13 protein-coding genes are annotated in these 13803 nt (G+C 57.8%); 7 read left to right on the top strand and 6 right to left on the bottom strand.

The features are described from left to right. Positions 1 to 4 precede the first annotated feature (4 nt). The 6 genes from pxpA to ACMWLG_RS07125 all read right to left on the bottom strand — a co-directional run bounded on the left by pxpA (position 5) and on the right by ACMWLG_RS07125 (position 5093). The gene (gene pxpA / locus ACMWLG_RS07150; protein ID WP_045402202.1) at positions 5 to 745 is read right to left on the bottom strand and encodes a 5-oxoprolinase subunit PxpA; all 741 of its coding nucleotides are present in this window, start codon (positions 743 to 745) and stop codon (positions 5 to 7) included. Then, positions 732 to 1664: a 5-oxoprolinase subunit PxpC gene (pxpC, locus tag ACMWLG_RS07145; protein WP_414762968.1), complete on the bottom strand. Its 933-nt coding sequence runs from the start codon at positions 1662 to 1664 to the stop codon at positions 732 to 734. Before pxpC ends, pxpA begins: the two co-directional genes overlap by 14 nt. Further along, complete coding sequence (gene pxpB, locus ACMWLG_RS07140) at positions 1658 to 2314, bottom strand: 5-oxoprolinase subunit PxpB (protein WP_045402199.1); 657 nt, start codon at positions 2312 to 2314, stop codon at positions 1658 to 1660. The genes pxpC and pxpB overlap by 7 nt, the downstream gene beginning before the upstream one ends. A gap of 14 nt (positions 2315 to 2328) precedes the next feature. Then, positions 2329 to 3072, bottom strand: coding sequence for a type 2 GTP cyclohydrolase I (locus ACMWLG_RS07135; RefSeq protein ID WP_045402231.1), 744 nt, complete (start codon positions 3070 to 3072; stop codon positions 2329 to 2331). A 10-nt stretch (positions 3073 to 3082) separates the two neighbouring features. Further along, positions 3083 to 4495 (bottom strand): deoxyribodipyrimidine photo-lyase, encoded by a 1413-nt coding sequence (gene phrB, locus ACMWLG_RS07130; protein ID WP_045619228.1) that lies wholly within the window; start codon positions 4493 to 4495, stop codon positions 3083 to 3085. Positions 4496 to 4886: 391 nt separating this feature from the next. Beyond that, positions 4887 to 5093, bottom strand: a complete 207-nt coding sequence (locus tag ACMWLG_RS07125; protein WP_023310781.1) for a YbfA family protein — start codon at positions 5091 to 5093, stop codon at positions 4887 to 4889. Positions 5094 to 5402: 309 nt separating this feature from the next. On the opposite strand from ACMWLG_RS07125, the gene kdpF reads away from it, so the two are divergent. The 7 genes from kdpF (at position 5403) to speFL (ending at position 13572) form a co-directional block, all read left to right on the top strand. Further along, positions 5403 to 5492, top strand: a complete 90-nt coding sequence (kdpF, locus tag ACMWLG_RS07120) for a K(+)-transporting ATPase subunit F (protein ID WP_014069365.1) — start codon at positions 5403 to 5405, stop codon at positions 5490 to 5492. Further along, positions 5492 to 7171 (top strand): potassium-transporting ATPase subunit KdpA, encoded by a 1680-nt coding sequence (kdpA, locus tag ACMWLG_RS07115; RefSeq protein WP_023310780.1) that lies wholly within the window; start codon positions 5492 to 5494, stop codon positions 7169 to 7171. Before kdpF ends, kdpA begins: the two co-directional genes overlap by 1 nt. Before the next feature lie 18 nt (positions 7172 to 7189). Further along, positions 7190 to 9238 (top strand): potassium-transporting ATPase subunit KdpB, encoded by a 2049-nt coding sequence (kdpB, locus tag ACMWLG_RS07110; protein ID WP_023310779.1) that lies wholly within the window; start codon positions 7190 to 7192, stop codon positions 9236 to 9238. Between the two features lie 12 nt (positions 9239 to 9250). Beyond that, positions 9251 to 9826, top strand: coding sequence for a potassium-transporting ATPase subunit KdpC (gene kdpC / locus ACMWLG_RS07105; protein WP_023310778.1), 576 nt, complete (start codon positions 9251 to 9253; stop codon positions 9824 to 9826). Continuing rightward, a complete protein-coding gene (kdpD, locus tag ACMWLG_RS07100) occupies positions 9827 to 12514 on the top strand; it encodes a two-component system sensor histidine kinase KdpD (protein ID WP_045619231.1) in 2688 nt (895 codons plus the stop codon). Next, positions 12511 to 13188, top strand: coding sequence for a two-component system response regulator KdpE (gene kdpE / locus ACMWLG_RS07095; RefSeq protein ID WP_008501074.1), 678 nt, complete (start codon positions 12511 to 12513; stop codon positions 13186 to 13188). The genes kdpD and kdpE overlap by 4 nt, the downstream gene beginning before the upstream one ends. Positions 13189 to 13467: 279 nt before the next feature. Beyond that, entirely contained in the window at positions 13468 to 13572 is a 105-nt protein-coding gene (gene speFL, locus ACMWLG_RS07090; protein WP_003858645.1) for a leader peptide SpeFL, read from the top strand. Positions 13573 to 13803: the final 231 nt, after the last annotated feature.

Genomic DNA, 13803 nt, shown 5'->3' with positions numbered 1-13803 from the left:
GTCATTATTCGGCGCTGACGAGGATACCCTCTTCAGAGAACGCTGCCCGCAAGCGGCGCGCGAACTGGAGCGCATGCTCGCCGTCGCCGTGTAAACATACCGTATCGGCCTGCACGTTTGCCGGTGTTCCGTCCACGGCGATCACCCGCCCGGCGCGCACCATCTCCAGCGTCTGCGCCAGCGCTTTAGCTTCGTCGGTAATCAGCGCCCCGGCCTGCGTCCGCGGCACCAGGCTGCCGTCCGGCTGGTATCCCCGATCGGCAAACACTTCCTGACGGGTGGTCAGGCCCAGCCGTTCTCCGGCACGAATCAGCTGGCTGCCCGCAAGGCCTACCAGAATCAGCTGCGGATTACAGTCCCGCACCGCGCGGGCAATGGCGTCCGCCAGATCCGCATCTTTCGCCGCCTGGTTGTAGAGCATGCCGTGCGGCTTCACGTGGCGCATCACGCCGTTCTGGGCGCGCACCATCGCCTCCAGCGCGCCGATCTGGTAGAGCACCTGAGCGTAGACCGTCTCAGGGGGCAGATCCATCGCCGTGCGGCCAAAGTTTTCCCGATCGGGAAAGCTGGGGTGAGCCCCAATCGCGACGCCGTTTTTAATGGCATTACGCACGCTCTCCAGCATGGTTTGGGCATCACCCGCGTGAAAGCCGCAGGCGATATTGACCGAGGAGACCAGGGTCATCAGTTCCGAATCAGCGCTGCTTCCCTCCCCCAGATCGGCGTTCAAATCAATCTTTACCATCAAGCCTCCACGCCAGCTGTTCAAGATAACGCTGCTGATCCTGCCGCGCCTTAAGCGCCTCCTCCAGCGAACACTGCACGAAGTGAATCGGCTGGCCGAGGGGAATTTGCGCCAGATGGTAGCGATCCGCTTCAATGATGCAGGCAATGCGCGGATAGCCGCCGGTAGTTTGCGCATCGTTCATTAATACGATGGGCTGACCGTTTCCCGGCACCTGAATAACCCCAGGCAATAAACCGTGGGAGAGCAGCTCCCGGTCCGTCGTGCGGGTCAGCGGCTGCCCCTGAAGGCGGTAGCCCATGCGGTTACTCTGCGGGCTGATCTTCCACGGCGCACGCCAGAAGGACTCTTTAGAAGCCTCGTCAAACTCATGATATTCCGGCCCCGGTAAGGCGCGGATCTGGTTTCCCCACAGCAGCTGTTTTACGCCCTGCGTGGTCGAGAAATGGCGCGCGGAAGGTTTGATTGCCAGCCGATCGCCGTCGCGCAACAAACGTCCTTCGTTACCGCCGATCCCGGCCTTCTGATCGGTACTGGATGAACCCAGCACCTCCGGCACGTCAATGCCGCCAGCCACCGCGAGATAGCTACGCACGCCGTGCAGCGGACGTTTGAGCGTCAGGCGCTGCCCGGCTTTCGCCCGCAGCCGCCAGCCGGTCCACACCGCTTTGCCATCCAGCGTCGCATCACACCCTGCGCCGGTTAAGGCAAACCAGGTTTCCTGACCAAACTCAATCACACACTGACCCAGCGTAATTTCTAGCGCCGCCGTGCTGCCTTCGTTGCCCACAAGCAGGTTGGCAATCTCCAGCGAAGGACGGTCAAGCGCACCGCAGTAGCTCACGCCCGACTGGCGCAGACCAAAGCGACCGGCATCCTGTACGGAGGTGTAAAGCCCGGCGCGAATAAGCGTTAACATACCCCCTCCTTCTGCGGAATAAAGCGAAGGGTATCCCCGGGACGCAAGAGTATTGGCGTCTCCAGCCCGGGTTCAAATAACGGTGTCGCGGTATGCCCAATAAGCTGCCAGCCGCCAGGCGATGTCAGCGGATAAACGCCGGTCTGCTCACCGCCGATAGCCACCGTCCCCGCCGGCACGCTCACGCGCGGCTCGGCACGGCGTGGCGTATGCAGCCGGGGAGATAATCCGCCCAGATACGGGAATCCGGGCTGAAACCCAAGGAACCAGACCACGTAGTCAACCGAGCTGTGCAGCTCAACAACCTGCTTTTCTGTTAATCCGCAGTGGTCTGCCACCACGCCAAGATCTGGCCCACCCGTACCGCCATAAACGACCGGGACCTGAATGGCACGCGACTCCGGTTCCAGCGCCTCGCTCTCTTCCCACCAGCGCTGCAAACGTTCAATGGCATCCAGCGCCAGGGTATGCGGGCTACGCAGCACGACGGTTATGTTATTCATACCCGGAATGGTCTCAACCACTTCAGGCATGTCGGCCAGACGCTGGGTCAGCCGCCAGATACGCTTTTGCGTGGCAAGCGTCACCGGTGGTTCAAGCTCCAGAACCACTGCGGTTTCACCCAGAAGATAACAACGCGCTCGCTGCACTTAACTACCTCTCGTCAGGCCGGGTTAGGGATATCAATAAAGGTCACATCCAGATCGGTATTTTCCGTCAGCCACTCGCTGAGGGCGCGAATGCCGCCGCGCTCGGTGGCGTGATGGCCAGCCGCGTAAAAATGCAGCCCCTGTTCACGCGCCGAATGAATGGTCTGCTCGGAAACCTCGCCGGTGATAAAAGCATCGACGCCGAAGCGCGCGGCGCTGTCGATAAAGCCCTGTCCGCCACCGGTACACCATGCGACACGCTTCACCGTATCCGGACCGGTATCACCGCTCCACAGCGGACGACGGCCCAGGCGCGCTTCAATCCACGAGGCCAGCTCCAGCCCCGGAACCGGCATCGCCAGCTCGCCCCACGGCACCAGCGGCTCGATTTCGCCCATTACGGTAATCCCCAACAGTCGGGCAAGCTGAACGTTGTTGCCCAGTTCCGGGTGCGCGTCCAGCGGCAGATGGTAGCCGTACAGGTTGATGTCATTTGCCAGCAATGTTTTCAGGCGGTTGCGCTTCATGCCGCGAATAATCGGCGATTCGTTTTTCCAGAAGTAACCGTGATGAACAATCACCGCGTCGGCGTTCTGACGAACGGCCTCGTCCAGCAGCGCCTGGCTTGCCGTCACGCCGGTGATAATTTTTTGCACCGTCTCACGGCCTTCAACCTGGAGCCCGTTCGGGCCGTAATCGCTGAAGGAGGTACTGTTCAGTTTTTCGTTAATCAGGCTTTCCAGTTCGCTGTTTTTCATCATCACTCTCTTATGCTTTGCGGGCAGCTTCGTACGCCGCCAGCGTGGCGACACGCGCCTGTTTATGGTCGACAATCGGACGAGGGTAATCCAGCTTTACACGCTGTTTATCCGCCCATGCCCACGGTTCGTGGATCGCTTTAGCAGGTATACCGTTAAGTTCAGGAACCCAGCGGCGGATAAACTCGCCGTCCGCATCAAATTTTTGCCCCTGCGTGGTCGGATTGAAAATCCGGAAATAGGGTGCGGCATCGGTGCCGGTAGAGGCCGCCCACTGCCAGCCGCCGTTATTCGCCGCGAGATCGCCATCGATCAGCTGAGAGATAAAATAGCGCTCTCCGATACGCCAGTCGATAAGCAGATCCTTCACCAGAAAGCTGGCGGTAATCATCCGCAGGCGGTTGTGCATCCACCCCGTCTCATTAAGCTGACGCATGGCGGCATCGACTATCGGATAGCCCGTCTGCCCGCTTTGCCAGGCTTTCAGCTGCTTATCATTCGATTGCCACTTTACATTATCGGTCCAGCCAATGAAGGGCCGATGCTTACACAAACCAGGATGAAAGGTCATCAGATGACGATAAAACTCGCGCCAGATAAGCTCATTCAGCCAGACAGACCCTGCGCCGCCATCCAACGCCTGCGGCTGCTCCGCCAGCAGACGATGCAAACACTGGCGCGGTGAGATCGCACCCAGCGCCAGACAGGCCGACAGGCGGCTGGTACCCTCGATGGCGGGAAAATCCCGACGCGCGTCGTAACTGGCCGCGTCCTGCTTGCAGAACTGGCGCAGTTGGGCGATGGCAGATTTCTCATCGGCGGGGAACAGCGTTTCATCAAACGGCTGCTGAGGGTAATCAAACGTCAGCTCAGGCAGCTCTTTTATGGCTTCGCCTCGCACGGCAGGCGCGGCAACGCACTCCGGCAGCGCCTCTTTCAGACGTTTGATAAAGGCATTTTTGAACGGAGTAAAAACTTTATACATCTCGTGGTTGCCGGTCATCACGCTGCCCGGTGCCAGCATCACGCTGTCATCAAACCCTTCGCAGACCACCCCTTCCAGCATCTTCTCCAGCTGACGGTCGCGCTGCTGCTCGTTGAATTCGTACTGATAGTTGTAAAAAAGATGCGTGACCTTGTGCTGCTTACAGATCTCCTGCACCGTCTGAAGCTGTGCGGCAAAATCACCCACCTCTTTATAGAGAAGCGGTATGCCTTTTCCAGCGAGCGAGTGCTGCAGATCGTTCAGATACGCCCGGAGCAAGGCCGCCTGCCGGGGGGCCATATCGTGCTGCCGCCACTGCTCGGGCGTGGCCATAAACAGTGCCAATACGTTAGCGTCTTTGGCGCGGCAGGCTGCCGCAAGGGCGATGTTGTCATGTACGCGCAGGTCCGCGCGAAACCAAACCAGATGGGTGGGCATAAAACTCCAGGCAATTATCCATTATGTCCGTAAGGGCATGCCGTAAAAGGAAAAAGCATGCATTGAACTACTTTGCCATGAAGTGTAGACGGGATGAAATAAAAAAGGCCGCCCGAGGCGGCCTTACAGACTGCTAACAAAGAGCTTGATGTGCGTTTCGCCCGGCGGCGCTACGCTTGCACGGGCCTGGAATGAAACATGCCATACTTGATATCCTTGCACTGTGTAGGCCGGGTAAGCGCAGCGTCACCCGGCAAGAAAGAGGGCTAAATATATGCCTGTAACCTCTGACGAGGGCCTGAAGCCACCCAACGGACCGCGAATCCCGAGGGACAAAAAAACCGCCACATTGCTGTTGGCGGTTTTTTTATTGCTATGTGTAGTCTTCGTATCAGTAGAAATCGCAGGTCGCTTTCTCGGCCTGATCCATCCACACCGGCTTCTCGCTGGTTTTCGCCCAGACGCGGTGCAGATAGCTGTAAAAACGTGCACGATCTTTCCAGAACAGCATCACCGGCAGAGCCAGCACGCCAGCCACTACGGCGAAAGCGCGGCGCAAGAACACGATATGAGCCGGATACTCTTTATAAAGATCCATATTTTTCTCCCCTATAGTTGGCCGGAAACGTCATCCGGAAAATTCAAAATCTGTGACCTGGCTAAAATAATATCGCTTTGTTTGTAATTTTACTACTCATCCGACCACTTATTTTTGCCCATTTAGTGAATATTTACATTCTCTCCGTAATTAAGTTACAAAAAAGTTAACAATTTACTTATCAATAGTTAAATTGTGGGCTTTGCCATTTTTATACTTTTTTTACACCCGCCCTCCCCATTTTTGCGAAATCTTTGCGCCGGAAATCCTACCGTTAGTACAACAACGAAAGTCACCCGGAGGTGGATTGTGAGTGCAGGTCTTATTGCCGGCATCGTGCTGGTGTTCCTGTTATTGGGTTATCTGGTCTATGCCCTGATAAATGCGGAGGCCTTCTGATGGCTGCTCAGGCGTTTCTGCTTATTGCCAGCTTCTTAGTGGTACTGTTCATTCTGGCAAGGCCACTGGGATCGGGACTGGCACGATTAATCAACAACGTCCCTTTGCCCGGCACGGGAAGCGTTGAAAAAGGGATCTGGCGCGTACTGGGAATAGACGATCGGGAGATGAGCTGGCGTCAGTATCTGATCGCCATTCTGCTGCTGAATATCGTTGGGCTCATTGCGCTTTTTGCCATGCTGATGTTGCAGGGCATCCTGCCGCTGAATCCGCAACAGTTACCGGGCCTGTCCTGGCATCTTGCGCTGAACACGGCGGTGAGCTTTGTCACTAACACCAACTGGCAGTCCTACGCCGGTGAAACCACGCTGAGCTATTTCAGCCAGATGGTCGGGTTAACCGTGCAAAACTTCCTCTCGGCCGCCAGCGGTATCGCGGTGATCTTCGCGCTGACGCGTGCGTTTGCGCGTCAGAAAATCAATACCCTGGGTAACGCCTGGGTGGACCTGACCCGCATTACGCTGTGGATCCTGCTGCCAATTGCGCTGCTGATCGCTCTGTTCTTCATCCAGCAGGGCACCCTGCAAAACCTGATGCCTTACGCGTCCTATACCTCGCTGGAAGGTGCAAAACAGCTCCTGCCGATGGGGCCTGTAGCGTCACAGGAAGCCATCAAAATGCTCGGGACGAACGGAGGTGGCTTCTTCAACGCCAACTCGTCGCATCCGTTTGAAAACCCTACCGCATTGACAAATTATGTGCAGATGCTGGCGATTTTCCTGATCCCCGCCGCGCTCTGCTTTGCCTTTGGTGATGTGGTTAACGATCGCCGTCAGGGCCGCACCTTGCTCTGGACCATGTCTCTGATCTTTGTGGTCTGCGTGGCGCTGGTGATGTGGGCTGAATGGAGCGGCAACAGCCATTTCATGCAGCTGGGGGCCAACAGCAATATCAACATGGAAGGTAAAGAGAGCCGCTTTGGCATTCTCGCCAGCAGCCTGTATGCGGTGGTCACCACGGCGGCCTCGTGCGGGGCAGTCAACGCCATGCACGATTCCTTTACGGCGCTGGGTGGCATGATCCCGATGTGGCTGATGCAGATTGGCGAAGTCGTCTTTGGCGGCGTGGGTTCGGGTCTGTACGGCATGCTGCTGTTCGTGCTGCTGGCGGTGTTTATTGCCGGTTTGATGATTGGCCGCACCCCGGAATACCTCGGTAAAAAAATCGATGTTCGCGAGATGAAATTAACCGCGCTGGCGATTCTGGTCACCCCTGCGCTTGTGCTTCTTGGCACCGCGCTTGCGCTGATGACCGAGGCCGGACGCAGCGGCATCTTTAACCCCGGCATTCACGGTTTTAGCGAAGTGCTGTATGCCGTCTCTTCTGCCGCCAACAACAACGGCAGCGCCTTTGCGGGCTTAAGCGCCAACTCACCGTTCTGGAACTGTCTGCTGGCGTTCTGCATGTTTGTGGGTCGCTTCGGGATCATTGTGCCGGTGTTGGCGATTGCCGGATCGCTGGTGAATAAAAAAATCCAACCGACCACCACCGGGACATTGCCGACCCACGGTGCGCTGTTTATCGGCCTGCTGACGGGTACCGTGTTACTGGTCGGCGCCCTGACCTTTATCCCCGCCCTCGCGTTAGGCCCGGTCGCGGAATACCTCTCTTTACGCTGATTTTGCGGAGAAATTGTCATGAGTCGTAAACAACTGGCCCTGTTCGAACCGTCATTAGTTCGCCAGGCGCTCATGGATGCGGTGAAAAAGCTGAGCCCGCGCGTGCAGTGGCACAACCCGGTGATGTTTATTGTCTGGGCGGGAAGCGTGCTGACCACCGCCCTGGCGATTGCCATGGGTACGGGCCACATGCCGGGAAATGCGATGTTTACCGGCGCCATCAGCCTGTGGCTATGGTTTACCGTGCTGTTCGCCAACTTTGCGGAAGCGCTGGCGGAAGGCCGGAGTAAAGCCCAGGCCAACAGCCTGAAAGGGGTGAAGAAAACCGCCTTCGCGCGCAAGCTACGTGAACCGAAATACGGCGCGCAGATGGACCACGTTCCGGCGGATGAACTGCGCAAAGGCGATGTGGTGCTGGTGGAAGCCGGGGACATTATCCCTTGCGACGGTGAAGTTATCGAAGGGGGCGCCTCGGTGGATGAAAGCGCCATTACAGGGGAGTCCGCGCCGGTTATCCGCGAATCTGGCGGCGATTTCGCCTCCGTGACGGGCGGGACGCGCATTCTCTCCGACTGGCTGGTGATCCAGTGTAGCGTTAACCCGGGGGAAACCTTCCTCGACCGGATGATCGCCATGGTGGAAGGCGCGCAGCGTCGTAAAACGCCGAACGAGATTGCCCTGACCATCCTGCTGGTGGCCCTGACCATCGTCTTCCTGCTGGCAACCGCGACGCTGTGGCCGTTTTCCGCCTATGGCGGCACCGCGGTCACCATCACGGTGCTGGTGGCGCTGCTGGTCTGCCTGATCCCCACCACCATTGGTGGCCTGCTGTCAGCCATCGGCGTAGCCGGCATGAGCCGTATGCTCGGTGCCAACGTCATCGCCACCAGCGGGCGGGCGGTGGAAGCCGCCGGTGACGTGGACGTCTTACTGCTGGATAAAACCGGGACTATTACCCTCGGTAATCGCCAGGCGTCAGATTTCCTGCCCGCCCCGGGGGTGGATGAAAAAACGCTGGCGGATGCCGCACAGCTCTCTTCGCTAGCCGATGAAACCCCGGAAGGCCGCAGTATCGTGATCCTCGCCAAGCAGCGCTTTAACCTGCGCCAGCGCGACGTTCAGAGCCTGCACGCCACTTTCGTGCCCTTCACGGCGCAAACCCGCATGAGCGGCATTAACATTCAGGATCGCATGATCCGTAAAGGCTCTGTTGATGCCATCCGTCGCCACATTGAGGCCAACAACGGCCACTTCCCACCGGAAGTGGACAGCCTGGTCGAAAGCGTGGCCCGTCAGGGGGCGACGCCGCTGGTGGTGGCCGAGGGCGCACACGTGCTGGGGGTGATTGCCCTGAAGGATATCGTCAAAGGCGGCATCAAGGAGCGCTTTGCCCAGCTGCGTAAAATGGGGATCAAAACGGTGATGATCACCGGGGATAACCGTCTTACCGCCGCGGCGATTGCCGCCGAAGCGGGCGTGGATGATTTTCTTTCCGAAGCCACACCGGAAGCGAAACTGGCGTTGATTCGTCAGTATCAGGCGGAAGGCCGCCTGGTGGCGATGACCGGCGACGGTACCAACGACGCCCCAGCCCTGGCGCAGGCCGACGTGGCGGTGGCGATGAACTCTGGTACCCAGGCGGCAAAAGAGGCGGGCAACATGGTCGACCTCGACTCTAACCCGACCAAGCTGATTGAAGTGGTGCACATTGGCAAGCAGATGCTGATGACGCGCGGGTCGCTGACTACGTTCAGTATCGCCAACGATGTGGCGAAATATTTCGCCATCATTCCGGCGGCGTTTGCTGCGACCTACCCGCAATTAAACGCGTTGAACGTGATGCACCTGCACTCTCCGGCATCGGCCATTCTGAGCGCAGTCATCTTTAACGCTCTGATTATTGTCTTCCTGATCCCGCTCGCGCTGAAGGGCGTGAGCTATAAGCCGCTCACGGCCGCCGCCATGCTGCGCCGCAACCTGTGGATTTACGGGCTGGGCGGGCTGGTGGTGCCCTTCATCGGTATCAAGGTGATCGACCTGCTATTGACGCTGTTCGGCCTGGTTTAAAAGGTGAATCAAATGACGATGTTACGCCCCGCTATACTTCTGTTTATTCTGCTGTCTCTCATTACCGGCGGGCTGTACCCGCTGGTGACCACCGCGCTGGGCCAGTGGTGGTTTAAGGATCGGGCCAACGGCTCGCTGATTATGCAAAACGGTGAAAACCGCGGTTCGCGCCTGATTGGTCAGAACTTTACGGATGCCCGTTACTTCCAGGGACGCCCTTCCGCCACTGCCGAAAGCCCGTATAATCCGATGGCATCCGGCGGCAGTAACCTGGCGGGCAGCAACCCCGAGCTGGACAAAGCCGTTGCTGAGCGCGTGGCAGCCCTGCGCGCCGCTAATCCGCAGGCCAGCCGTGAGGTGCCCGTAGAGCTGGTGACCGCCTCGGCCAGTGGGCTGGACTACAGCCTGACGCCGGCAGCCGCGGCATGGCAAATCCCGCGCGTCGCCGCGGCCCGTCAGCTGACCGTCGAGCAGGTTAGCCAGCTGGTTGCAGAGCACACGCAAAAGCCGCTGGTCAGCTTTATCGGCATGCCCGTGGTGAATATTGTTGAGCTGAATCTGGCGCTGGACGCGCTAAGGAAAAACTAAATGACCGACGAGCCCATGCGCCCGGATCCGGACAGGCTGCTTGAACAGACGGCCGAAGCCCATCGCGGCAAACTGAAAATTTTCTTTGGCGCCTGCGCAGGCGTCGGGAAAACCTTCGCCATGCTGACGGAAGCCCAGCGGCTTCGGGCGCAGGGGCTCGATATATTGATAGGCGTGGTAGAAACCCACGGACGCAAAGAGACCGCATCGCTGCTGAAGGGGCTGGCCACCCAGCCGCCCCGCCGTATCAGCCACCGCGGTCGGCTAGTCACCGAATTCGATCTTGATGCCGCCCTCGCCCGCCGTCCCGCCCTTATCCTGATGGACGAACTGGCGCACAGCAATGCGCCAGGCTCACGCCATCCAAAACGCTGGCAGGATGTAGAAGAACTACTTGAAGCCGGTATAGATGTATTCACGACGGTTAACGTTCAGCATCTGGAGAGCCTGAACGACGTGGTCAGCGGCGTGACCGGCATTCAGGTGCGCGAGACGGTGCCCGACCCCTTCTTTGATTCTGCCGATGAAGTGGTGCTGGTCGACCTGCCCCCCGACGATTTACGCCAGCGCCTGCATGAAGGCAAAGTCTATATCGCCGGCCAGGCCGAGCGCGCCATCGAGCATTTCTTCCGTAAAGGCAACCTGATTGCCCTGCGCGAGCTGGCCCTGCGTCGTACTGCCGATCGCGTCGACGATCAGATGCGTGCCTGGCGCGATCTGCAGGGCCAGGAGCGCGTCTGGCATACGCGAGATGCCATCCTGCTGTGCGTAGGGCACGGCAGCGGCAATGAAAAGCTTGTCCGCACCGCCGCGCGCCTGGCGGCCAAATTTGGCAGCGTCTGGCATGCGGTGTATGTCGAAACGCCGCAGCTGCACGCGCTGCCCGAGAACCAGCGCCGCGCGATATTGAGTTCGCTTCGCCTGGCGCAGGAGCTGGGTGCCGAAACCGCCACCCTTTCCGACCCTCAGGAAGATAAAGCTATTTTGCGCTACGCCCGTGAGCACAATCTGGGGAAAATCGTGATTGGCCGTCGCCAGCATCGCCGCTGGTTTAGCCGCGAATCGTTTGCCGACAAGCTGGCCCGCCGCGCACCGGATCTGGACCTGGTGATCGTGGCGCTGGATGATAAGCCCACGCCGTTACCCAGCCGCGCGCCGGACAGCCGTGCCTTCAGCGATAAATGGCGCATTCAGCTGCGGGGCTGTCTTGTCGCCGTCGTGCTCTGCGCCCTGATTACCGTGATTGCCAGCCAGTGGCTGATCGCGTTTGATGCCGCCAACCTGGTGATGATCTACCTGCTTGGCGTAGTGGTGGTGGCGCTCTTTTACGGGCGCTGGCCGTCGGTACTGGCGACGGTGATCAACGTCATCAGCTTCGATCTGTTCTTTATTGCTCCGCGAGGGACGCTCGCGGTGTCGGACGTACAGTACATTCTTACCTTCGCGGTGATGCTCACCGTCGGGCTGGTGATCGGGAATCTGACGGCGGGCGTGCGCTACCAGGCGCGTATTGCCCGCTATCGCGAGCAGCGCACACGCCATCTCTATGAGATGTCGAAATCGCTGGCGGTGGGACGCACGCCGCTGGATATCGTGCAGACCAGCGAGCAGTTTATTCGTTCGACGTTTCATGCCAGCAACCTGATTTTGCTCCCAGACGAACACGGCAAGCTGCGCCCGCTGACGTCGGCCTCAGGCATGACGCCCTGGGACGAAGCCATCGCGCGCTGGAGCTTTGACAAAGGGTTACCTGCGGGCGCAGGGACCGACACCCTGCCCGGCGTGCCCTATCAAATTCTGCCGCTGCGCAGCGCCGATAAAAATCAGGGGCTGGTGATTGTTGAGCCCTCAAACCTGCGCCAGCTGATGATCCCCGAACAGCAGCGGCTGCTGGAGACCTTTACGCTGCTGGTTGCCAGCGCGCTGGAGCGGCTGGCCCTCACCGCCAGCGAAGAACAGGCCCGGCTGGCGAGCGAGCGTGAAAGCATTCGTAACTCGCTGCTGGCGGCGCTGTCTCACGATCTGCGTACCCCGCTCACCGTCCTGTTCGGCCAGTCAGAAATTCTGACGCTGGACCTGGCGGCGGAAGGCTCTAAACATGCCCTTCAGGCCAGCGAGATCCGCCAGCATGTGCTGAATACCACGCGTCTGGTGAATAACCTGCTCGATATGGCGCGTATCCAGTCAGGCGGTTTTAACCTCAAAAAAGAGTGGCTCACGCTTGAAGAGGTGGTGGGCAGCGCCCTGAAAATGCTCGAACCCGGCCTGGGCGGGCGGCATATTGCGCTGAACATGCCCGAGCCCCTGACCTTAATTCACGTTGATGGTCCGCTGTTTGAACGGGTGCTGATCAACCTGCTGGAAAATGCCGGCAAATATGCTGGCGCCAGCGCGCAAATAGGCGTGGATGCGATGGTGGACGACGGCACGCTTCACCTTGACGTCTGGGATACCGGCCCCGGCATTCCCGCCGGGCAGGAGTTGGCTATTTTCGAAAAATTCGCGCGCGGCAATAAGGAGTCGGCCATTCCGGGCGTGGGGCTGGGGCTGGCGATTTGCCAGGCGATCATTGACGTCCACGGTGGGTCCATCTCTGCAGAGAATCGTCCCGAAGGCGGCGCGCGGTTTTGTGTTACACTTCCTCTGGAAACCCCGCCAGAACTTAATGAATTACCAGAGGATTTGTGATCAACGTTCTGATTGTTGAAGATGAGATCGCCATTAGCCGTTTTCTGCGCGCTGCGCTGGAAGGGGACGGTCTGCGCGTTCATGATGCGGGTACGCTTCAGCGGGGTTTAATTGAAGCCGCCACCCGCAAGCCGGACCTGGTGATCCTCGATCTTGGTCTGCCGGACGGCGACGGCATCGATTTTATCCGGGAAGTTCGTCAGTGGAGCCAGATGCCGATCCTCGTGCTCTCCGCGCGTACGGAAGAGACGGATAAAATCGCGGCGCTGGATGCCGGGGCGGATGACTATCTGATTAAACCTTTTGGTATCGGCGAGTTACAGGCTCGCCTTCGCGTGGCGCTGCGTCGCCACAGCGCAACCACGCCTGCTGACCCAACCTACACGTTTGGGGATATCCGGGTTGACCTGGCCGCGCGGCGTATTGTGCGCGGTGAAGAAGAAATCCATCTGACGCCAATAGAATTTCGCCTGCTCGCCGTTCTGCTCAACAACCACGGCAAGGTTCTCACCCAACGCCAGCTGCTAAGTCAGGTGTGGGGGCCCAACGCGGTGGAACATAGTCATTATTTACGCATATATATGGGACATCTTCGTCAGAAACTCGAAGTTGATCCCGCTCGCCCTCGCCATTTATTAACTGAAACCGGTATCGGTTATCGGTTTATGCTTTGAATAACTATTCATTTTATTTTTAAATAAAATCAAAATACCTCAGAAAATATTTCATAAATAACCCATGCATTATTTTTACGGGTTATTTTTGTTCATTTAAAACATTGATAACACAACCTGTTAACGTAACACCAACAAATCAGAATTTTGATCTGCGATATTCATCTAAAACGAATATTTATTTCTGATTTGATCGGTTAACGGTGATCTACCTCACGGTTAATCGCCTTTTCCTGGATAAAATGACCATGCTTTCAATTACTGAAAGGAAAATGAAACATGGAAAACAACAATCGCTTAATGCCCCATATAAGGCGGACAACACATATCATGATGTTTGCCCACCGAAACTGCTTTGACTTTCATCTCTTTAATGCCCGGTAGTCCTTCGACTTCTGGCGCACCCGCTTACAGGTTATCCTGAAACATCTTATTTTACAGGTATTTGCCTGTGAACTCGTGCGCTCATTCATTTTAATTCAGACTCATCCGCACCGGGCGGACTGAATTTCAATCATCAAAAAAGCAATTCACTGATTTTAATCAGCGGCCACCCTTTGCTTTTTTTCCGGTAAATTGTCGATTTCTTTCTTGCAGGAAATCGAGGGACGCTTA

Source organism: Enterobacter sp. 01-M-02-SI-ECC (assembly GCF_047530595.1).
GTDB lineage: Bacteria > Pseudomonadota > Gammaproteobacteria > Enterobacterales > Enterobacteriaceae > Enterobacter > Enterobacter cloacae_M.
This window is presented reverse-complemented; position numbering and strand designations above follow the sequence as displayed.